This is a genomic window from Streptomyces sp. NPDC043746 (assembly GCF_056436485.1).
Genome location: NZ_JBWKCM010000002.1, coordinates 272,276 through 294,130, shown reverse-complemented (window position 1 = coordinate 294,130; position 21,855 = coordinate 272,276). Strand labels below are relative to the sequence as shown.

Annotated in this window: 14 protein-coding genes; all 14 read right to left on the bottom strand. The window is 73.9% G+C overall.

What is annotated here, in order from left to right; translation table 11 throughout:
* Positions 1-71: 71 nt before the first annotated feature.
* Positions 72-2,075, bottom strand: a complete 2,004-nt coding sequence (locus tag AC0682_RS03415; protein ID WP_478530715.1) for a TOMM precursor leader peptide-binding protein — start codon at positions 2,073-2,075, stop codon at positions 72-74.
* The gene (locus AC0682_RS03410) at positions 2,072-2,827 is read right to left on the bottom strand and encodes an ABC transporter permease (RefSeq protein ID WP_254812385.1); all 756 of its coding nucleotides are present in this window, start codon (positions 2,825-2,827) and stop codon (positions 2,072-2,074) included. Before AC0682_RS03410 ends, AC0682_RS03415 begins: the two co-directional genes overlap by 4 nt.
* 69 nt (positions 2,828-2,896) lie before the next feature.
* Positions 2,897-3,862, bottom strand: a complete 966-nt coding sequence (locus AC0682_RS03405; protein WP_478530714.1) for an ABC transporter ATP-binding protein — start codon at positions 3,860-3,862, stop codon at positions 2,897-2,899.
* Positions 3,863-3,910: 48 nt separating this feature from the next.
* Positions 3,911-5,032, bottom strand: coding sequence for a M50 family metallopeptidase (locus tag AC0682_RS03400; RefSeq protein ID WP_478530713.1), 1,122 nt, complete (start codon positions 5,030-5,032; stop codon positions 3,911-3,913).
* On the bottom strand, positions 5,029-6,099 hold the full coding sequence (locus AC0682_RS03395; RefSeq protein ID WP_478530712.1) for a lantibiotic dehydratase C-terminal domain-containing protein: 1,071 nt from the start codon (positions 6,097-6,099) through the stop codon (positions 5,029-5,031). Before AC0682_RS03395 ends, AC0682_RS03400 begins: the two co-directional genes overlap by 4 nt.
* Positions 6,096-8,888: a lantibiotic dehydratase gene (locus AC0682_RS03390; RefSeq protein WP_478530711.1), complete on the bottom strand. Its 2,793-nt coding sequence runs from the start codon at positions 8,886-8,888 to the stop codon at positions 6,096-6,098. Before AC0682_RS03390 ends, AC0682_RS03395 begins: the two co-directional genes overlap by 4 nt.
* 14 nt (positions 8,889-8,902) lie before the next feature.
* Positions 8,903-10,501 (bottom strand): nitroreductase family protein, encoded by a 1,599-nt coding sequence (locus AC0682_RS03385; protein WP_478530710.1) that lies wholly within the window; start codon positions 10,499-10,501, stop codon positions 8,903-8,905.
* A gap of 75 nt (positions 10,502-10,576) precedes the next feature.
* A complete protein-coding gene (locus AC0682_RS03380; RefSeq protein WP_478530709.1) occupies positions 10,577-12,550 on the bottom strand; it encodes a TOMM precursor leader peptide-binding protein in 1,974 nt (657 codons plus the stop codon).
* Complete coding sequence (locus AC0682_RS03375) at positions 12,540-14,834, bottom strand: TOMM precursor leader peptide-binding protein (protein WP_478530708.1); 2,295 nt, start codon at positions 14,832-14,834, stop codon at positions 12,540-12,542. Before AC0682_RS03375 ends, AC0682_RS03380 begins: the two co-directional genes overlap by 11 nt.
* A gap of 5 nt (positions 14,835-14,839) precedes the next feature.
* Positions 14,840-16,870 carry an AfsR/SARP family transcriptional regulator gene (locus tag AC0682_RS03370; RefSeq protein ID WP_478530707.1) on the bottom strand — a complete coding sequence of 677 codons (2,031 nt, stop codon included), beginning with the start codon at positions 16,868-16,870 and terminating at the stop codon, positions 14,840-14,842.
* Between the two features lie 16 nt (positions 16,871-16,886).
* Positions 16,887-17,195 carry a hypothetical protein gene (locus AC0682_RS03365; RefSeq protein ID WP_478530706.1) on the bottom strand — a complete coding sequence of 103 codons (309 nt, stop codon included), beginning with the start codon at positions 17,193-17,195 and terminating at the stop codon, positions 16,887-16,889.
* Between the two features lie 344 nt (positions 17,196-17,539).
* Positions 17,540-20,125 (bottom strand): ABC transporter permease, encoded by a 2,586-nt coding sequence (locus tag AC0682_RS03360; RefSeq protein ID WP_478530705.1) that lies wholly within the window; start codon positions 20,123-20,125, stop codon positions 17,540-17,542.
* A complete protein-coding gene (locus AC0682_RS03355) occupies positions 20,122-20,910 on the bottom strand; it encodes an ABC transporter ATP-binding protein (RefSeq protein WP_254812379.1) in 789 nt (262 codons plus the stop codon). Before AC0682_RS03355 ends, AC0682_RS03360 begins: the two co-directional genes overlap by 4 nt.
* Before the next feature lie 400 nt (positions 20,911-21,310).
* A complete protein-coding gene (locus tag AC0682_RS03350; protein ID WP_478530704.1) occupies positions 21,311-21,826 on the bottom strand; it encodes an ATP-binding protein in 516 nt (171 codons plus the stop codon).
* Positions 21,827-21,855 lie beyond the last annotated feature (29 nt).

The window sequence follows — 21,855 nt, the reverse complement described above, 5'->3', positions numbered from 1 at the left end:
CCTCCGTCGGTCGGAGGGGGCCGGCGTACGGGGTGGACGGAGCCGGTCGCCCCGTACGGGAACGGGCCCGGTCACGGGAACGGGTGCGGGGCGGCCTTGATCTCCGCCTCCGTCAGGTCATCCGCCCGCCGCCCCGCCTCCCGCAGCGCGGTCCGCAGCCGGGGCATGCGCAGGGCCCGCTGCCTGCCCCAGCCGAAGTCCATGGGCAGGAGGCCCGGGACGATGGCGGAGACGGTGTGCAGGCCCATCCGCCGCTGCTCGTGGGTCGTCTGGTCGACGGCGATCACGTCGTACCCGGCGCCCGTCAACTGGTCGCGCAGACACCGCAGATCGTCCAGCAGGTCTCCGGTGCGCGGGCGCAGCCGCACCCAGTCGGCGAACGTCTCCTCCAGAGGGAGGACGGCGACCGGCTCCAGGAACTCGGCCGCATGCCGGGCCATCGACGGCAGCCCGTAGAGCTGTGCGTGGTCCTTGAGGTGCAGGACCTTGGTGAAGTCCCTTTCCATCGCCTCCAGTTCGCTGCGGCGGTCGGCCACCTGGCCGGGCAGGTGCGGGATGTAGGTGAGCACTTCCGAGAGCGCCGCCTCCACCGCTTCCGCCGGGTCGAAGCCGGCCGCGGCGCCGAAGGAGAGCGTGCCGGGTCCGCCGTCGCGCCGGACGGCGAGGGCGGTGACGACGGGGACGGCCAGGTCCATCCGGGTGTCGAAGGCGTGCACGTCGTAGCCGTGCAGGGCCGCCCGGTCGACCATGGAGCGGACGGCGGGCGCGGTGGTGGCGGTGGTGAGGTCGATGGCGGCCAGGCGGGCGCGGCCGTACCAGGCGAGGAGGAAGGCGTCCCGCTCGACCAGTTCGAGGAGGCCGAAGAGGATGGCCTCCTCCAGACTCCCGCCCGTGGCACAGCCGTTGGAGCATTCGAAGACGAAGTTGTCGGCGTCGACCCCGGCCCCGTAGTGGGCGAGCCGGGCCGGGACCAGGACCGGTTCCTCGTCGCGCAGGGAGTGGCCCCAGACCCAGGGGATGGCCCGGTCCGGGTCGAAGGGGCTGACCAGGGGGTCAGAGGCGTAGGTCTCGGGGGCGTAGGAGCCGCAGTCGGCGGGGTTCAGGGCCCGGGTCCCGGTCCGGGCGGCGAGGGCGTTGTAGCTGTCGAGGACCGGGGAGGTGCCGCGCCTGCGGTGGGTGCCCGCGTACCGCTCCAGGCCCTCCAGGTGGGCGAGGGTGCGGCTGGTGGTGTACCGGTTGGCCTGGCCGCTCCAGGTGACGTCGTTGAGACCGGCGTACCCGCGGACGAAGTGGGTGCCGGCGGCCGGGGCGGTGGTGGTGGACGCGGGGTTGATCCAGATGCTCGAACCGAGCGCCCCGCACACCGGGTTGGCGAGCGCGGCCGTCGGCAGGGGGAAGGAGTCCAGGGTGCGGACGCGGTAGGCGTCGGGAGACGGCTTGGGGGTGGGGGCGGGCGCCATCCGGGCGGCTTCCGCCGTGTCGGGGACCTCGGTGACGCAGGCGGGGCAGAGGGGTTCGGGGAGCAGCGGGAAGGTGGCCGTGGCGAGGGTGCCCAGGTCGACCCGGGTGACCTGGGGGAGGGCGCGGTCGGCGGGGGTGGCGTCGGGGTCGGCGGTCCTCGCGGGGGCGGGGCCGGGGGCACCGGGGCCGCCCCCGGCCCCGCCCTCCAGCACCGCCCCGTAGACCGCCCACACCGCGTCCACCGCGTACGGCGTGAGCACCGGCCAGTACGCCGCGCCCCTCGGCTCGTACCCCAGCTCCAGCGCCTCCCGCTCCGACCGGCTGCGCAGCCGCTGCCACCGCATCGCGAGGCATTGCCCGCAGGCCGTGGTCCCGGGTCCGCCGCCCCAGGGGCCGATCAGCACGGCCCGGGAGGTGAGCTGGACGTTGGCGGCCGGTCGGGTGTCGGCGTACGGGTCCCGGCGGCCGAAGCCGAGGGTGTCGGCGGCCCCGAGCGGAACGACGTACGGAGCGGGAAGGCTGCCGGGCCGCTCGCCCCGGTGCCGTGCGGACAGGGCGTCCTGGAGGTGGGTGCGGGCCAGGTCCAGGGGGGAGTCGGCGGTCACCGTCGTCATGACTTGTCGCTCCAGCGGAAGGTCTTCAGCGCCACCGCGCCGAGGACGAGGGCGAATCCGGCGAGCACCGCGCAGGCGATGCCGATGTCCTGGACGGAGCCGCCGCCGGTCAGCGCGCCGGAGACTCCGTCGTTGAGGTAGCGCAGCGGCAGGACGCGGGAGAGGTTCTGCATCCAGCCGGGCATGGCGTCCAGCGGGAAGAACGAACCGGAGAGGAACGCCATGGGGATCATCAGGCAGTTGGCGACGGCTGCGACCGCCTCCGGGGTCTTCGCGTAGCTGCCGACGATGACGCCGAGCGCGAGGAACGCGGTGATGCCGAGCACCAGCACCGGCACGGCGAGCGGCCAGCGGCCGTCCAACTGGAGCCCGAAGGAGGGCAGCAGGGCCACGGCGACGAACAGCACCGCCTGGACGGCCCCGATGCCGAGCGCCAGCACGTAGCGCGAGGCGAGCACGGCGGAGACGGGGGTGGGCGTCATCCGGATCAGCCGGAGGATGTCGTCGCGCCGCCACTGCATGAGGACGAACCCGACGCCGAAGACGGCGGCGTTGCCGACGCCCCAGGACAGGACGCCGGGCGCGATGTAGTTGATGTAGGGCTTGCCGCTCTCCTCGACGGTCTGGCCGTGGAAGATCAGCCCGAAGACGACCAGGAAGATCAGCGGGAAGGCGAAGGTGAAGAAGAGGGTGGTGCGGTCGCGGGTGTAGGCCCGGTATCCGGCCTGGCTCAGCGCGGTGTAGGCGCTCATGGGGGTGTCTCCGTATCGGTGGTTCGCGGGCGCGGGGCGGCGGGCTGCTCAGGCGGCCCGGGCGGGGGGCTACGCAGGCGGCAGGGGTGCCTCGGCACCCGTGAGCGCCAGGTAGACGTCCTCCAGGCTCGCCGTCCTGGTCTGTACGCCCTGGAGCCCCGCGATCCCGTCCACGGCCGCGAGCACCGGGCCCGAGGTGAGGGTCTCCAGGACGACCGAGCCGCCCTCCTCGGTGACCCGGTCGACGCCCGGGATGGCCCGGGCCCGCTCCACGCTGAGCCGGTCCGCCGGGACGAGCAGCCGGGTGGTGGGGCTGGAGGCCGCGATGAGCCGGCCGGGGCTGTCGAGCGCGGCGACCCTGCCCGCGACCATGATCGCGACCCGGTCGCAGAGCGCCTCGGCCTCGTCCAGGTGGTGGGTGGTGTAGACGATGGTGCGGCCCGCGCCCTTGAGGTCCCGGAGCACCTGCCAGAGCGCGCGGCGGGCCTGCGGGTCGAGGGCGGCGGTCGGCTCGTCCAGGAAGATCAGCTCGGGGTCGTGGACGAGGGCGGAGGCGATGGCGAGCCGCTGCCGCTGCCCGCCGGAGAGGTCGTCGACCCGGGTGCTCCCCTGCTCGGTGAGGCCGACGGAGGCCAGGGCCCGCTGGGCGGCGGCCGGGTCGCACCGGTAGAGGGCGGCCATGGTGGCCAGGTGTTCGCGGGCGGTCAGCCGGACGAAGAACGAGGAACTCTGGGTCTGCACGCCGAGCCGGGGCAGCAGGGCGGTGTTGCGGGGCCAGGGGCTCTCGCCCAGGACCGCCACCGTCCCGGAGTCGGCGCGCCGCTGGCCCTCCATGATCTCGACGAGGGTGGTCTTGCCCGCCCCGTTGGGCCCGAGCAGCCCGAAGAACTCCCCGCGCTCGACGGTCAGCGAGACCCCGTCGACCGCCCGGGTGGTGCCGTAGGCCTTGTGGACGCCGGTCAGCGCGACGGCGGCGGGCCCGGCGGCCGGTTCCACCGGGGGGTCGTGCGGGGTGCGGGGGGTGGTGGACGTCATGGAACTCTCCTTGGGGTGGAACACGGGGCTTCGGGGCCCGGAGGGGGCTCAGGCCGTCAGCAGATGATGGACGCCCGCGACGGCCGCCGCGACCAGAGCGGCGAGAACCAGCACCACGCTCAACGCATAGGCGGGGTAGGCGATTCGGGCCCGGCGGGGGTAGGCCGCCGCCTCCGGGGCGCGGCGCAGGGCGAGCCGCAGGTAGGAGCCGGTGGAGGCGGCGAGTTCGGTGGCCCCGGCCAGTTGGCCCGCGATCTTGTAGCCGTCCAGCGGCGGCAGCGGTACGAGCATCGCGAACGCCTGGATGCTGCCGAGGAGCAGCAGCGCGGACAGCGCCTCGTACGTGGCGTCGTCGAGCGGGGCGAAGAGCCACAGCGCGCAGAAGGGGAGCAGGAAGAGGAGGTTCATCACCGCGCCCGCGACAGCGGTGGCGATACGGGGCCAACGGCCGCTCAGGTAGAGGTAGTCGTCGACCGTGCAGTACATGATGACGGCGGGCAGCCGCCAGCGCAGCCCGATCTCCGCGACCTGTCCGCCGTAGTGCCGGGCCACCACGCCGTGGGCGAGTTCATGGAGCGCGGTGCTCACCCAGAGCAGGATCGCGGTGCCGGTCAGCAGGACGGGGCTGGTCAGCAGTTCCCTTACGGCGACGAGCAGTTCGCCGGACCGGACGACGACGACCGCCTCCATCGCCACCACCAGCGCCAGCAGCGGGACCAGCACCCAGGGCGCGAGCAGGAGGCCGAAGGACCGGTGGAGGCGGGCGGTGGTGGCGTCGGCGTCGGCGACCAGGGGGAGGGTGCCGCGCAGCAGGGTGCGCGGCTCGGGCGGGGTGACCGGTGCGGCCGGGGCGGGCGTTCCGGCCAGCAGCCCCCTGGTCCCCAGCTTGGTCAGGATCTGCTGCCAGTGGGCCTCGCCCAGCCGCCGCCCGTACTCCCCCGCGTACTCCTCACCGATCTCCGCCAGGCTCCGCTCCCCGTCCATGCGGGCGATGAGGAAGTGCTCCTTCGGCCCGACCCTGAAGGAGTTGCCGCTTTCGGTGTCCTTGATCAGGTGGACGGTGGCGGCCCCGTCGAGCAGCGGGGCGCTGAGCAGGACACGGGGGCGCAGCTCGGGCCGGTAGGCGGCGAGCCCGGCAAAGGCCCCCGGGGACCCCCCGGACGCGCTCATGCGGACTCCTTGAGGACCCGGCCCAGAACATGGCTGAGATACGCCTCGTCCCGGATCGTCACGTGCAGCCGGTTGTTGGTCATATGCATGTAGGGGGAGAGCAGCAGCGGCAGCGCCACCGCCGGATCGGTGACCCGCTCGTCCCGCTCGCCGTCCCAGGACCGGAAGACCAGGTCCCCGTCGACGGCCAGCTTCCGGGCCCGGTCCCGGAGTTCGGCGCAGTGCTCGGCCCACCCGGCCAGCGATCCGGGCAGCGAACGGGCGCTCCCGGGCGGTGCGGTGGCGGCCCGGATGCGGGCGAACCGGTCGCGCAGCCCGTCCGCCGTCCGGGCGTAGTTGCGGTCGTACTCGTCGGTGCCGATGAAGCCGGTGCCGGGGAAGGCGCGGTGCCAGAACTCGTAGTAGCTGTCCAGGTACCGGGTCAGTTCGTCGCGCTCCGGCAGGAACGTCGACGACATCACCATCATCAGCTGGGCCGAGGTGCCGAGCAGGACCGTGCGCAGGTGGAGGTTCTTGGTGGCGAGCGCGTCGACGACCAGATCGCTGGAGTGGCGGAAGTGCCACTCGGCCAGCTCGATCCCGGCCGGGCCGCCGTACTTCCCGAACTCCGGTTCGTAACGCTCGCGGTGGCGGGAGTTGTTGGGGCGCAGGTTCATCCGGCCCTGGTCGTCCATGTAGTGGCCGCGCTCGCTGCCGGGGAACTCGATGTCGAAGAGGCTGTTGTAGAAGTCGTTGAGGAACCCGGAGTCGACCTCGTAGAGCGCGGGCCGCTCCGCGAGGAACGCGTCCACGGCCCGCTCGGTGCGGCGGGCCACCTCGGCCTCGGCGCTGGGCGACGAAGGCCTGAGGCGGAGGCGTACGTGAGGGCCCTCCAGCCAGTAGTTGATGAAGAAGTAGCCGGCGAGCAGCCCGTCCGCCTCCAGCTCCGCGACCAGCGGGCGGACGCAGTGCAGGAGGAAGGGGCGGGGGTTGGCGGCGTAGAAGACATGGGTGGCCTGCCAGGCACCGGCGGTGGTCGCGGGCGTGGCGGCCGGGGCGGTGGGGGTGGGGGCGGCGGGGAGCGTCATGGGGTCCTCCTGCGGGCGGGTACGGCCGTCTCCACGGCCAGTTCGGCGACATGGCGGCCGTGGCCGGAGACGGTGTGCAGGGCGTCCTCGTCGGGGAGCGCCTCGCGGAACACCACCCGGGCCTCCGGGGTCCTGATCAGGGCCTCGAAGGCCGCCAGGGAGAGCGGGCTGTCGAAGTCCAGGTACTGCGGCTTGGCCCCCGTCGCGCCCCGGGCCCCGGAGTCGGAGACGGTGGCGAAGACCCGGTCGGGCAGCCCGCGGCTGCGCCGGAAGGCGTGCCAGTCCAGGAACCAGCCGTCCTCCGGCGCCCCGGCCCGGTGCAGCGGCAGGGCGGCGGCCGGGGCGCTCCAGCTGCGCCTGCTGAGGACCAGCGAGCCGTGCCGGACCCGGGGCCGGGCGGTTACCCCGCCCGTGTCCGGGGCGCCCTCGGGGACCCCGCCCCAGACGTTGAGCGGGGCCATGGAGGTCGGGGAGAGGAGGAGCAGGGTGCGGGGCAGTTCGGGGAGGGCGAGGGGGACCAGGTAGCCGAGGTAGACGGGGATCACCTCGCGGCCCAGGCGGGCCGAGCGCAGGGCCAGCCGGTCGCCCCCGGGGTCGTGGACGAGGAAGAGGTCGTCCAGGGTGATCCTGAACTCGGCTTCCAGGGTGCCGCGTTCGCCCGGGCAGACGATCTCGTACGGGACCAGCCTGCCGTGCAGGTTGAGGTTGCTGGTGACCGGCCCGCCGGTGACCTCGGCCAGAACGGCCCCTTCGGGCACGAGGGTGTCGGCGTCCGCGAGGAGCCGTTCGTCGAGCCCGTCGAAGAGCTGGGTGAACCGGCTGAAGGGGAACGAGACGCCGCCGTAGGACCGGTTGAGGACGACGAGCGGGTCGCCGGGGCGGTCCGCGATCTGGAGGTGGTGGCTCATCGGCGCGAAGTGCGGTGCCAGCCCGTCGAGTTGCCCGGCCACCTCAGCCAGGAGGCCGTCGTCCAGCCGCACTTCGGCCGCCTCCGGTCCGGCCGCCTCCCACAGGGCGGTCATCCGGGCGGTGAAGGTGCGCCGTGCGGTGTCGAGCGCGCGCAGCCGGTCCAGGCCCAGCCAGTTGACCTCGGGGACGTAGGTGCCGTCGGCACCGTACGGGGTGCGGGCGGCGGTGAACGTCATGTACTGGTCGAAGAAGTCCTCATGGAAGTCGTGGACCAGCTTCAGGAGGTCCTCGCACCGGCCCCCGCGCCCGTACCGCGCGAGGAAGAAGCCCTCGAAGGTGATCCGCTGCGGCAGGGTGAGGTCGAAGGCGGGCAGCACCCGCTCGACGGCCGCCAGCGGCCCGGCGACCAGCTCCGCCCAGGCGGCGGGGTCCAGCTCCGTGCGCACCCCCTCCGCGGCACCGCCCGGAGCACCCCCGGCACCCGCCGGTCCGCCGGGAACGCGGGCCCCGGCCCCCGCGCCCCCCGGCCCCCGGCCGCCCGCCGCCACGTCCTCGTACAGCAGCGTCTGCGGCACCTTCGCCCGCTCCGCGCCCAGCTCCTCCTGCACCGCCCGCAGCTGCGCCCGCAGCGCGTCCAGCAGCACGCGCCGCTCCTGCGGCGAGGCGTCCGCGAACCGCCCGACGCACCGGGCGGGCCCCTCCAGCCGGTCCGCGAGCCGGTCGGCCCAGGGGCGCTCCAGGCCGCCCAGCGCCCCCTGGAACGCCCGCAGCGGGTCGGTGTCGTGCACCTCGGTCCGCAGACACGGCACCTGGACCATGCCCACCTCCAGCAGCGCCCCGAGGTACTGCTCGCACTCCTCACGGGCGGCCCCCTGGTCGCGGGCCAGCCACTCCACCAGCTCCCCGTACCGCAGCACGCTCCCCCGCCGCTCCTCGAAGAGGCCGAGCAGCCGGTCCAGGGTGCCGCTGCGGCGCAGGAAGAACAGCCGGTCCTTCACCGCGTCGAACGTGACGGCCGTGTCGTCGTCACCCGCCGTCACCCACCGCCGCACATACCGCACCCGGTCGTCGTCGCGGCCCCACCCCGACGCGGGCGCGACCGGCAGATCGGCGCGGCGGGCCGGGTCCGCGACCACCGCGTCCGCGAGGCGGCCCAGTGCGACGACGTTGAGCCGGGCCTGCGCCCGCCACTCCTCGTCCACCCTCAGCCGCAGCCCGTCGGAGCCGGTCAGCGAGCCGAGCGCGACCCCGGTGAAGGTGGAGAAGGGGCTCGTCTTGCACGCCGTGCGGTAGAGGTAGGAGAGCAGCGAGCGCTCGATCTTGCGCTGCTTCTTGTCGGGTCGGCCGCCATCCGCCGGGACCGTCCGCCGGTACGCGTCGAGTTGGGCGTCCAGGGCCGGTGAGGCGAGCAGCAGCCCCCGGCGCAGCCGCTCGTGGCCGGCCAGCTCGCGCAGCGCCTCACGGCTGCGGCCGGTCTCGGCGGCGAGCAGGGCGGCCCCCGCGGCGCGCCGCTCGTCCAGGGCGCGGCGACCGGTCAGCCAGTCGGTGAGGGTGACGGCTGCCGCGGGATCCAGGGCGCGGATCCGGGAGAGCAGGGCGTCGGCGAGATCGGCGGCGGGCAGCCGGTCGTTGAAGATGTCCCGGCGCAGCGTGAGCAGGGCGCGGCGGAGCGGTTCGTCGTCGCTGCCGCCGATCAGGTCGTGGAGCCGGTCCCCGGCCTTCTTGGCGACCAGCGTCAACTGCGCTGATTCGTCGAGGACTTCGTCGGCCCAGCGGCGGCTCCCGGGGCAGCGCAGCCCCCGCACGCTCTCGACCGGCAGCCCGGCGACCCGGACCATGAAGGCGGGTCGGAGACCCGATGCGTTCGTCGGAAGGCTCATGCCGGCTCCCCCGCTCAGGCGATCTCGTAGCGGAAGTCGGCTGGCGCGGGCCGCTCGTTGCCGATCATCATGATGAGCAGCGGCGCCTCGCCCGTCCCGCCGAGCCCCAGCTCCTCGATGTAGGAGATGTTGTCGAAGCCGAGGGCCACCCCGCAGCCCAGGTCGACGGCGGACGCGGCGGTGTAGAGGGACTGGGCGACGGCCCCGACGGTGGCGTTGACCAGGCGGTATCCCCGGTCCCCGACCGCGTCCAGCACGGCGGTGGTCCGGACGGTCGGCACCAGGACGGCCCCGGCCTGCTCCAGGTTGTAGTTGGCCAGGAAGTAGTTCCGCTGGAGGAACTGCCCCGGCCGCCCCTCCTTCACCCGCCGCAGGCTGTGCCGTTCGGAGTCATACGCGTACGACCCCGGCTCCACCCCCTCCACATGGCTGACGAACACGTACAGCTTCGCCAGCCCTACGTCACCGGTGTCCCCGCCGAGCCGCGATCCGGCCACCGCCGCGGCCAGGCAGGCCGCCAACTGCGGGCGGGTGACCGGCTGCTGGGCGTCGAAGCGACCGAAGCTGGAGCGGCGCTCGCGGAGCGCGGTGCGCACGTCGGTCTCCAGCGGCCGGGCGGGCGGCAGTGCCACCTGTGCCGCCGCCGGGTCGACGGGGCGCGCGGCGGCCGGGGCGAGGGCCCCGGGGGCCGGGCGGGCGGCGGCGTCGGCGGAGGTGGCGGCCTGCATCCGCAGCAGCGCGTCGAAGGTGAGGACCGTACGGGAGCGCTCCACGTCCTTGCGGCGTACGGAGACCGGGGCGCTGGGAACACGGGCCGAACGCCTGTCGTGACCGGCCCACTTCAGCGGCACGACCGCGAAGACCCCCTCCTCCTCCGGGTCCACCCCCAGCAGCCCCGCGAGCCGTTCCTCGTCGAACCAGAGCGCGGGCTCGACCGCCAGCCCTCGGGCAGCCGCCCACATCCGCCAGGTCTGGACACAGGCGCCGAGGTCCATGGAGACGGCGTGGAAGGAGAAGCTGTTGTACTTGAAGGCGTTCTGCCAGTACTTGACGGAGAGCACCAGGTACTGGTCAGTCTCCGGCCCCGGCGCCCCCTCCCCCAGGGCGGCGCGCACCCGGCCGGTCACGTCACCGGTGAGCAGCCGCTGCATGGTGTGGTGGCGGGTGGAGTAGTAGTGCACCCCGGGCGGTACGGGGCCGCTCGGCCCGGAGACCCAGTGGACGGCGACCGGGTAGAGCCCGCCGCCGGAGGCCGTGCCGCGCGACCAGTTGGCCAGCGGGTAGGAGGGCAGGGCGCGCAGGTCGGTGTTGGCCTGGACGCCCAGGCGGCGGCCGGTGAGCCCGTAGGAGTCGCGGAGCATCCCGGAGAGGGTCACGAGGTCGAACCCCCTTTCTTCTGGGCCCTGTTCGCCCGGGGAGCCTGCCCTGAACAGGCCCCGGTCGAGCGTGGCGTCGGCGGGGTACGGGGCGTCGGGCAGCGGGAAGCTGTCGGCGCCCGGGTAGAACTTGGCCTTCCGGGGCCCGTCCTGCCAGTTCGGTACGTAGTCGACGGGGTCCATCGGGACCCGGCCGCGGTGCATGATCGCGTCGGCGTATTCATGGGCGTATCCCATGGCGGGCTCCTTGGTCACGGCAGGAGGGCAGGGGAGGGAGGGAGAGGGACGGGAGAGGGACGGGAGAGGGACGGGTCATGGGAAGGGGTGCGGGGCCGGGTTGAGGTCGGCGTCGGTGAGGTCCGCCGTCCGCAGCCCCGCCTCGCGGAGCGCGGTCCGCAGCCGGGGCATCCGCAGGGCGCGCTGACGGGTCCAGCCGAAGTCGATCGGCAGCAGACCGGGCACGAGGACGCTCACCGTGGTCAGCCCCAGGGCCCGCTGCTCGGGCATGGTCTGGTCGACCACGACCACGTCGAACCCGGCGGCCGCGACGGCGTCCACGCACCGCCGGAGGTCCTCGCGGAGATCGTCGGAGACCGGGAGGACCGGCCGGGCGCCGGGCCCGTCGCCGTACAGCTCCTCGAAGGAGGAGGGCCGTTGGCGTACGGAGCCGGGGGCGCCGAGCAGGAAGTCCGCGTGGTCGCCCATCTCCGGGATGCCGTACGCGAGCGGGTGGTCGTGGAGGGCGGCCACCTTGTCGAAGTCGTCCACCATCGCCCGCAGCCGCTCCTCGTCGCGCTCGGTGCGGCCCTGGAGGTTGACGGCGTCCGTGGCGATCTCGCAGAGCGCCCCGGTGAGGGCCGCCTCCGGGTCGAGTCCGGCGCCGGCGCCGAAGCACATCCGGCCGAGGCCTCCGTCGGGGCGGACGGCGACCCCGGTGACGACGGGGATGGGGAAGGAGATCCGGGTGTCGAAGAACCGGGCCTCGTAGCCGTACATCTCCAGCCGGTCCACCATCTGGCGGGTGGCCGGACGGCGGCTGGTGCGCGGGTCGATCTCGGGCAGCGCGGCCCGCCCGTACCAGGAGAGCAGGAACGCGTCCCGCTCCACGACCTCCATCAGCCCGAAGTAGACGGCCTCCTCCAACGCGCCGCCGGAGGCGCAGCCGTTGGAGCTCTCCTGCACGAACCGGTTTTCCAGGCCCGGCGCGTGGTAGTACGTGAGCACCTCCGGCACGAGGACCGTCCGCTCGTCCCGCACCGACCAGCCCCGCACCCACGGGATGGGCCGGTCCGAAGTGAACGGCGAGACACGGGGGTTGGCGGCGTGGAAGGCATCCGAGTAGAGCCCCACAGTCCGGGGGTCGACCACCGCCCGGTCGTCCGCCCGCAAGTCGTCCAGGCTCGCGCGCACCTGGGCGCGCTTGGCCCGCGACCGCATCCCCGCGTACCGCTCAAGGCCTTCCAGCACTCCGATCCGCACACTCTCGGCGAAGGTGTCGGCGTGCCCGCCCCAGAACGTCTCCCGCAGGTAGGGGCCCGAGCGCATCGAGAAGCAGCCGATGGTGGCGGAGGTGGAGGTGGAGGAGACGTCCTGGACGACGGAGGGGCCGAGCGAGCCGCAGACCGGGTTGGCGTACGGCTCGATCGGCAGTTCGTACGTCCCGATGTCCCGGACCCGGAAGCTGCCGGGGCGCAGCTTGGGCGCGGGCCCCGGAGTGATGGTGGCGGCCTCGTCGGTGTCGGGCTCGGGGGTGGCGCAGACCGGGCACTCGGGGTCCGGGACGAGCGGGTAGTGGCGGACGGCCAGGGTCTGGAGGTCGACCAGGTGGACGGCGGGGAAGGCCCCGGTCTCCGGGCCGCCGCCGGTCAGCCGGGCGGCGATCAGCCCGGCCACCGCCTGGGCCGCGAAGGACGTGAGATACGGGGACGGGCCCGCCGCCCGGGTCCCCGCGCCCAGTTCCAGCGCCTCGCGCAGGGGCACCGAGCGCACGGCCTGCCACCGGCGCTCCAGGCAGCGGGCGCAGGGGAGCCGGGGAGTGTCCTCCCCCTCCGCCGTCGGGAAGGGGCCGACGACGGCGTGGCGGCCGTAGTAGCGGACGGGGACGGCGGCGGGCGGGGCGCCCTCGGCCCTGAACGCATCCCGTACGCCGAGGGGTTGGACGTCCAGAGGCACGGTGGCGGCCCCGGCCTCACCGTGCCGGGCGAGCCCGGCCCGTACCAGCTCGGTGAACAGGGCGGTGGACTCCCCCAGGGCGGGCGGGGCGGCCACGGGTGTCTCAACGGGCATCGGTACCGCCCGGCATGAGGGAGTCCACCGTCACCAGGACCCGGGCCGTGGCGATGGAGCCCGCCGTAAGGTCCGCCGGGGTGGTGTCCACGTACAGCGCGTCGCGCCCGGTGGCACGCAGCCGGTCCAGCACCGCGTCGAACGTCGTCTCCGCCCCCTTCACCGCCACCGACTCCCCGTCGACCGCGATCGCGGCGGGAGCGAGGTCTCCCAGCAGCGGGTCCCCGAGGTCGACCACCGCCCCCGGGTCCTCGGCGGCCAGCTGGACCTGGCCGAGCAGGTCGCGCAGGGCCGAGGCCGCCGCCGTACGCCGGGAGAGCCCGGCCCCGACCGCCCAGCGGCCCTGCGCTGACCCGCCCTGCGCCGAAGCCCCCTCCGCCTCGCGGGCCAGGACCACGTGGGCCGAGGTGCGTCCCTCCTCGCCCAGGTCCAGCAGCTCCACCGCGATGTCCAGGTTGGCGGCCGACTTGAGCAGGAACACCAGCTCCGGGTCGTCGCCGTCGGCCGCGACCGGGCTCACGGGGGCGGCTCCCCGCACCGCCCGGACCAGGGCGTCGTGCGCGAGCGCCGAGAGCAGCCCCTGCCCGGCCGCCTCCGCCGCACTGCCACCCGCGCCGGAACCGGCCCGGCTCGCCAGGTGCGCCCGGTTCCGGTTGTGCGGGCCGAAGGGGCGCAGGGCCGCCGCCGGGACCCGTACGGGCTCCTTGCTGATCAGCGACGTCGCCGTCGCCCAGGCGGTGGGCTCGGCGCCGGTGCCGCCGCCGGTGGTGAGGGCGGCGGGGCGGAGGGTGCGCACGGCGCGCCCCGGGCCGTCCTGCGCCGGGAGCGGCACGACATGCTCGACGTACACGTCCGCCGCCGCGTACAGCGCCCGCATCCGCGCCCCCGCCAGATGGTGCACGTCGAACGCGGCGACCAGCCGGCGCACGCCGCCACCGAGCGCCACCTCCACCCGGCTGAGCTTCAGCGGGGTCTGGGTCAGATCCTCGTCGTCGTACCGGCTGAAGATCCCCGCGTACGGGCGCACCAGAGCCGTGCTGACCCGGTTCAACTCCTCGACCAGCGCCTCCGCGTGCCGGGCGGTCTCCACGGTCGGGGTGGCGGGCAGCGCGAGGGCGCTCGGCAGCGCGGCGGGGGCCGGAGCCCGGCCGGCCGTCAGGGCGGCGCAACGGGAGCAGCGGGGGTGGGGGTGGACCGGTTCGCTCGTCACGTCCAGCGATGCGAGGTCCTGGACGAGGAGCTGACCGGCCGTCTCGGCGGGGAGGGCGCCGGTGGTGAGGCGGAAGATCTCGTAGCCGACGAGGTTGCCGACCATCGCCGCGACCGGCCCGGTCAGGGCGTCGTCGGAGACCGGTACGGCACCGGCGGCCTGGCTCCACAGCTCGGCGGCGGTGCCCGCGTCGACGTTGGCGCCGAGGCGCAGGAGCGCGCAGGACCAGCAGCCGGTGGAGGTGGCGGTGGCGAGCGGGCCGACGACGAGGCGGCGGCCGAAGATCCACGCGGGGATGAGCGTCACGCCCTCGGGGACCCCGGCGGCCAGCAGCGCGTGGGTGCGCGCTGCCGCCCCGGCGCCGGTGACCACGACGACGTCGTACCCCGCCAGCTCCGGCCAGCCCGTGTCCGCTGCGGCTCGGGTGCCGATCGTCTCGGTCCGCGCTCCGGCCCCGGCGGCCTCGGCGGTGACGTCGTCGTGGGGGACGGTGGTGCCGATCCGGGCGCAGCCGTTGCGCACCAGGCTCAGCGCGCACCAGCGGGCGGTCTCGTCGTCACCGAGGACGGCGACGCGGGTGGCGCGGTAGCGGGCGAAGCGGGCGGGGGCGCCGTCGGTGTAGTGGTCGACGTAGGCGATCTGGGCGGCGAACCGTTCGGCGATCTCTTCGGGGAGGCCGTCGTCCCCGGCGGTTCCGGTGGCCCCGGCTGCCCCGGTGGTGCCCGTGGCGCTCTCGGTGGCCGGGATGTCGCGGGCGAAGCCGCGCGCGTACAGCGTCTTGACCAGTTCGGCGGCCATCGCCCGCTGGGCCGGGCCGAATCCGGCGCACAGTTCGTCCAGCCGGTGGCGGCCGGTGAGGTGGGGGACGACGAGGGAGGCGAAGCGGTAGGCGGTGCGGCCGGTGAGGTGGAAGCCGCCGTCGGCGTTGTGGAAGAGCACGCCACCGGGGGTCTCGGTGAACAGGACGTCCCGGCGGATGCGCGGGCGGGTCGCCGCGAGCGCGTCGAAGGCTCCGGTGGGGGCGGATGCGGGGGGTGCGGGGGCGGTGCGGGCGGGGGCGGCGCTCTCGGCCATGGGGATCACACCTTCTCTGTGCGGCGGTCGCGGATCCGGACGGTTCTTCGCAGATGGGCGCGGAGCAGATCGTGGACGCGGTACGGGCCCGGCGGCCCGTCCTCCAGGAGACCGGCGTCGGCGAGCTGCTCCAGTACGTCTTCGGGGACGGCCGGGCGGCCTCCCCTGCCGTCCGGGCCGTCGGCCGCGCGCAGGAGTTCCGGCGGTCCGGTGCCGATACGCAGGAGTGCTTCGCGGAGCCGGGGGTCGAGGCGGCCGAGCGCGCCGTCGAAGAGGCCGCTCACCGAGTGGTCCGGGGAGTCGGTCAGGGTGAGCCGGGCCAGCGGGTCGTCGCCCAGCCAGTCGACCGCGTCCCCGAGTAGCAGCCCGGGGCGGGTGAGCAGCCGGGCGGTGAGGATGCGCAGGGCGGCGGGGAAGTGGCCGCAGAGTGCGGTGAGCCGGTGGGCGGCCCGCTGTTCGCCCTCGACCCGTTCCGTGCCGAGGGCGGCGAGCAGGAACGCGTACGACTCCGCCTGCGTGAAGGCGGTAAGCCGGTGCACCCAGCCGCCGTGGGTGGCGATGAGGCCGCCGAGCCCCATCCGGCTGGTGACGACGACAGCCGGCTCCGGGCCGTCGGGGTGCGCCCCCGGGGCTCCTCCGGCGGGCGACCGGGGCGGGCCTGGCGCGAACACGCCGGGGGTGAGCAGCGGGCGGACCTGGTCGGCGTCGACCACGTCGTCCAGGATCAGCAGCGCCCGCCCGCGCGTGCCGCCGGTATGACCCGTGCCGCCCGTTCCGCCGGGCCCGACGGTTCCGCCGGGCGCGAGTGCGGCGGCCACGTCGGCGGCGACCTCATCCGCCGTACGGGGGTGGCCGTTCGGCCGGGTCATCCGGACGAGCAGCCGCCCGGCGGGAAAGCTGTCCCGCACCAGGTGGGCGACATGCTGGGCCAGGGCGGTCTTGCCGGTGCCGGGGGCGCCGGAGACCAGCACGGCGAGGGGCCGCCCGCCGTCGGTGCCGGAGGACGGCTCGGCGGTGAGGCGGGCGGCCAGGGCCTCGGCCTCGGCCGCCCGCCCGGTGAAGAGCGGCACGGCGGCGACGGGCCCGACCCCGGGGGCGGCTGCCGGGAGCGGAACGGCCGCCTGCGGGGCGACGCGCGGGGCGGGCGCCGGGTACGGCCCCGGTTCCGGCGCGGCGGTCTTCGGGGCAGGCACACCGGGCACGGGTGCGGCGGTCACAGAGGCCACGGCCCCGGTCGGCACGGCCCCGGTGGGCACAGCCCCGGAGGTTACAGCCCCGGTGGGCACGGCTGTCCCCAGATCCTCGCCACGCAGGATGGACAGCTCCAGCTGCCGTAAGGACGGCGAGGGGTCCACGCCCAGCTCGTCCAGGAGGAAGCCCTTGACCCTGCGGTACTCGGCAAGGGCCTGGGACTGGCGGCCGGTGCGGTAGAGCGCCTCGATGAGCTGTTCGTGGAACCGCTCATGACCTGGGTATACGCGCGTAGCGGCCCAGAGGTCGACCAGCGCGTCACCGCAGCGCCCGAGCCCCAGCAGCAGGTCGCAGACCCGCTCGACCGCCCGCAGCCGCTCCTCGGAGAGCCGGGGCACCTCGTCCCGGTGCAGGACGTCGGACCGTACGTTGGCGAGCAGCGAGCCCTGCCAGAGGGAGAGCGCGTCCCTGAGCGTGTACAGCTCCGCCTCCGGATCCCGGGCGAGGGAGGTGGCCCGGCGCACCTGGTCGCGGAAGCCGAGAAGGTCCAGGGTGGGGGGCGCGGCGGTGATCCGGTAGCCGCCGGGGGCCGCCTCTATGGAGGTGCCGGTGACTCCGTGCTTGGCGAAGAGTCGACGCAGCCGCAGGACGCAGGTCTGGAGGGCGGCCCTGGCGGTGGCGGGCTGCTCCTCGCCCCACACCGCCCGCTGCAGGTAGTCGGCGGAGACGGTGGAGTTGGCGTTCAGGAGGAGCGCCGCGAGCAGGATCACGGGCTTGGAGGGCTGGAGGACGACGACATCGGGGCCGTCCGCGAGGGCCAGCGGGCCCAGGAGCTGAAACCGCATCACGATCGGCCCGGCCCTAGTCCCAGCCGTTGACCAGCTTGCACACCCGTACGGGCGCGGATTCCGGCGGCAGATGGCCGATGGCCCCTGCCAGCCCCGTGCAGATCAGCCGGGTGGCGGGCTCATGCGCACCGGCTGAGGAGGCAGGGCCCGCGGACGCGGCCGCGGCGGCGCGGGGCGGGGAGGCGGGTGCGGTCTGCTGGGGTGCGGCGGCCACCGCGGGTCCGGCCAGGAAGGTGACGGCGGCGAGAGCGATCCCGGCGGTGAGGGCGGCGGCGGTACGGGGCGCGCGGCGCGGCTCCGGGTGGGGCGAAGTCCTCAACACGTTGTCCCCTTTCGGCGTTGGCATCCGTGCCGGGTGGGTCCGGCACGGACGACGATGCCAGCGCGGGGCGGGGAGGCAGAGGTGTGGTCGTGTCAGCTTGCTGCACAGGGCCGCGACCGCGCGTGCAACAAGCTGACAGCGCTCCCCCGTCTGGGAGAGCGCTGTCAGGGGAACGTGTCCGGCCCCGGGGCGTTTGGAGGAACACCCCGGGGCCTGGGGACCATCTTACGGTGAACTCCGTTTCACCAGCCGCCAGTTGAGGCTGGCGGGCGGTGACTTCAGCCGACGGCCGCGTCCACCCCCGGCGGCCTCGGGCATCCGGCGGGCCGGCCCCGGCGGCCTCCTCAGCCGTCCGTCGCGATGGCGTTGAGGACGTTCATCCGGCCCGCCCGGAAGGCCGGGACGAGGGCGGCGAAGAGCCCCACCAGTGCCGAGCAGGCGAAGACCGTGAGGATCGTCGGCCACGGGATCTCCAGGACCTCCAGCCCCTCCAGGGCCAGCAGCTTCTGGGCCGCCGTCCCCCAGCCCATCCCCAGGCCCAGTCCGAGCAGGGCGCCGAAGAGGGCGATGACCACGGACTCCAGCCGGATCATCCGGCGGAGTTGGCGGCGGGAGAGGCCGATGGCCCGCATCAGGCCGATCTCCCGGGTCCGCTCGACCACGGAGAGGGCGAGGGTGTTCACCACTCCGAGCACCGCGACGATGATCGCGAGGGCGAGCAGTCCGTAGACGATGTTCAGGAGCTGGCCGATCTGGTTCTTCAGGTCCTCCTTGAAGTCGGCCTGGTTCTGCACCTTGTAGACCGGGTACTCCGCGAGGGCGCTCTTGAGGGCGGCGTACGCCTCCTTCTCCTTGCCCTCCTCGGCCTTGCCGAACATCACCACGTTCTGCGGCATCTTGTCGGCGGGCATGTAGGAGGTCGCCGTGGCGATATCCGTGTACATCGCGCCGCGGTCGATGTTGGTGTCGTCGGAGGTGATGGCCGCGACCTTGAGCTTCGCGGTCTCGCCGGACGCGAAGGCGACCGTCAGAGTGTCCCCGACCTTGACGCCGTGCTTCTCGGCGTAGTCCTCACCGACGGACATGGCGTTCTTCTCGTACGCCTGGGCGAGGTCGCCGGAGACGGCGGTGCGGCGGACGTCCTTCCGGTAGGACGGGGAGGTGGCGGTGATGCCCTCGTCGACCGTCCTGCCGTCGGGGGCGGTGACCTTCGCCTTGAGGTAGGTGTAGTCCGTCATGTGCTCCAGGCCCGGCACGGCACGCAGGGCCTCGGCGGCCTGGGGCACGATCGGCCGGCCGGTGCCGCTGTCCTGGACGATGAAGTCCGCGCCGACCGACTTGTCCAGTTCCTCGGTGGCCGAGGCCACCATGGAGGAGCCGACGACGGAGAGGCAGGCCACCAGGGCGAGCCCGATCATCAGGGCGGCGCCGGTCGCTCCCGTACGCCGGGGGTTGCGCAGCGCGTTGCGCTCGGCCAGCCGGCCGACCGGGCCGAAGAGCCGCAGGAGGACCAGGCTGAGCGCCCGGACGACGACACCGGCCAGCAGCGGTCCGATCACGATGAAGCCGATGAGGGTCAGCAGCACGCCGAGGGCGAGGAACATCGACCCCTCGGTGGCCTTGTCGGCCTGAGCGGTCGCCCACAGGGCGGCCCCGCCGGCCGCCGTGAGGAGCAGCCCGATTCCGGCCCGGACCCATCCGGAGCTGCCGTCGGCGGGGGTCCCGGCGTCGCGGAGGGCGGCCATCGGGGAGACCTTGCCGGCCCTGCGGGCCGGGATGTAGGCGGCGAGGACGGTGACGACGACGCCGAGCACGAGGCCGGTGACGGGGGTCGTCCAGGCGATGGTGAGGTCGCGGGTGGACAGCTCCATGCCCACGGCGCCCATCAGCTTCATCAGCCCGACGGCGAGCCCGATACCGGCGGCGACCCCGAGGAGGGAGCCGACGATGCCGAGCAGGACCGCCTCCAGCAGCACGGACCGGTTGACCTGCTTGCGGCTGGAGCCGATGGCCCGCATCAGGCCGATCTCGCGGGTCCGCTGGGCGACGAGCATCGAGAAGGTGTTGACGATGAGGAAGATGCCGACGAGGAAGGCGATCCCGGCGAAGCCGAGCATCGCGTACTTCATGACGTCCAGGAAGGCGCCGATGGAGTCCCTGTTGGCGTCGGCGGCCTCCTGCTGGGTCTGCAGCTTGTACGCGGCGGAGTCGTCGAGGACGGCGGCCACGTTCTTCTTGAGCTGGGTGTCGCTGATGCCGCTCTCGGCGGTCACCAGGATCTGGGTGAAGACGTCGGGAGCGCCCAGCAGGTGCTTCTGGGCGGTGGCGGTGTCGAGGTAGACGACGGCCGCGCCCGGGTTGGTGACGGTGAAGGAGGCGATGCCGCTGATCTTCGCCCTGATGTCACCGGTCACGGCTATGGTGCGCAGCTCGTCGCCGATCTTGAGCTGGTGCTTCTTCGCGGTGTCGGCGTCGACCATCACCTCGGTGGGGCCACGGGGCGCGTGCCCGGAGGTGATCTCCATCGAACGCAGCTCGTTCTGCGTCCAGTTGCCCGCGATGGTGGGGGCGCCGGTCTCGGAGCCCATGTTCTTGTTCTCGCTGTCGACGACGGTGACCGCCATGGAGAAGGCCGCGCCCTCGACCCTCTTCACCCCGTCGGCCTTCTCGACCTGCTGGACGAGCGAGGCGGGCAGGGAGGCGGGCTTGCCGTCGATGGGGTGCTCGTCGTTCGCTCCGGCGTCCTTCGGGCTGACCGTGACGTTCGGAGCGGAGAGGGTGAAGAGCTTGTCGAAGGTGGTGTTCATCGTGTCGGTGAAGACGAGCGTGCCGCAGACGAACGCCACGGAGAGCAGCACCGCCACCGCGGAGAGGGCCATCCGGCCCTTGTGCGCGAAAAAGTTGCGCAGGGAGGTCTTCCAGACAGTCATGACGTCCGCCCACGTGCGTCGAAGTGCTTCATGCGGTCGAGGACCTGATCCGCCGTCGGGTCGTACATCTCGTCGACGATGGAGCCGTCGGCGAGATAGAGGACCCGGTCCGCGTAGGAGGCGGCGACGGGGTCGTGGGTGACCATGACGATGGTCTGGCCCAGCTCGTCGACCGACCTGCGGAGGAAGGAGAGGACTTCGGCGCCGGCCCGGGAGTCGAGATTTCCGGTGGGCTCGTCACCGAAGATGATGTCCGGCTTGGCGGCCAGCGCCCTGGCGACCGCCACGCGCTGCTGCTGGCCGCCGGAGAGCTGGGTGGGGCGGTGCTTGAGGCGCTCCGCGAGCCCGACGGTCTCCACGACCTGGCGCAGCCACTCGGCGTCGGGCTTACGGCCCGCGATGTCCATGGGCAGCGTGATGTTCTCGATCGCGTTGAGCGTCGGGAGGAGGTTGAACGCCTGGAAGATGAAGCCGATCCGGTCGCGCCGGAGCTGGGTGAGCTTCTTGTCCTTGAGCTTGGTGATCTCGGTCTCGTCGAGGAAGATCTCGCCCGACGTCACCGTGTCGAGACCGGCCAGGCAGTGCATCAGCGTGGACTTGCCGGAGCCGGAGGGGCCCATGATCGCCGTGAACCGCCCGCGGGCGATGTCCACGTCGACATGGTCGAGCGCGACGACCCGGGTCTCCCCGCTGCCGTACGCCTTGACGACCTGCCGCGCTCGCGCCGCGACGGCCGTACGCCCTCCAGTGCCCCCGTGCCTGGGAATGGTTACAGCCGATGTCACGGTATGTCTCCTATATCGATGGGTGACTGGGCGTCGCTGCTTGCGTTCCTCAGTCTGGATTCAGGTGACCGTCCGGCGCGATGGTGCCCAGCGCAGTCTTGAGGTGGGGTTTTCCCCACCCTCCCCCCTGCCGTGCTCCGCAGGTGCGACGTAAGAACAGGTTAAGGAAACGGCCTCGCCCGCCACGTCCTCCGCCGGGAGGAAGGGGCCCTGGCCACTCTGAGGGGGTGCCCCCTAGGGGGAGTCGTCCTCCCGGTGGAGGCGGGGTCAGGGTCGCCGCCGGCCGGAGGGACGCGGTCCGCGCGGGGGAACCCGGGAGCGGGGGCACGGCGTCCCCTGAAGGACATGATCACCGACGTCCCGAAGGGCCGGGCATGACCGCCACCGCCCGGACAGCTCCTCATGACGGCCGCGCGGGCGAGGCGGCCGCCACCTCGGCCCACACGGTCTTCCCGATCGGGTTCCGGGGCTCCCAGCCCCACCGCGACGCCAGGCACTCCACCAGGAACAGCCCGCGCCCCGCCTCCCGGTCGGCTGGCGGCAGCACCGGCTCCTCGGGGGTCCGGCCGAGCCTGGCGTCCGAGACCTCGATACGGAAGCGGCTCGCGGGCCCCTCGTAGTCCACGCGCACCCCGAAGTCCCTCCCCGGGAGCTGCCCGTGGGACACCGCGTTGGCGGCCAGCTCCGCCACGACCAGGGCCACGGTGCACGAGGCGTCCGTCATGGGCCCGAACCCCCAGTGCCCCAGCTGCCGCACCACCGCGTGGCGCGCCTCCTGGGCGCCCCGGGGCGTGGAGGGGAACTGCCGGGCCAGCGAACCGTACCCGTTGCCGTTCAGCCCGAAGCCGCGCGGGACGGGCCGATCCGCCTCCAGCGCGTCGGCCTTCCCCACTGCGGTCGCCCTCTTGCCGGTCATGCCGATCTTCCCGTCGCTCGACTCTCCTC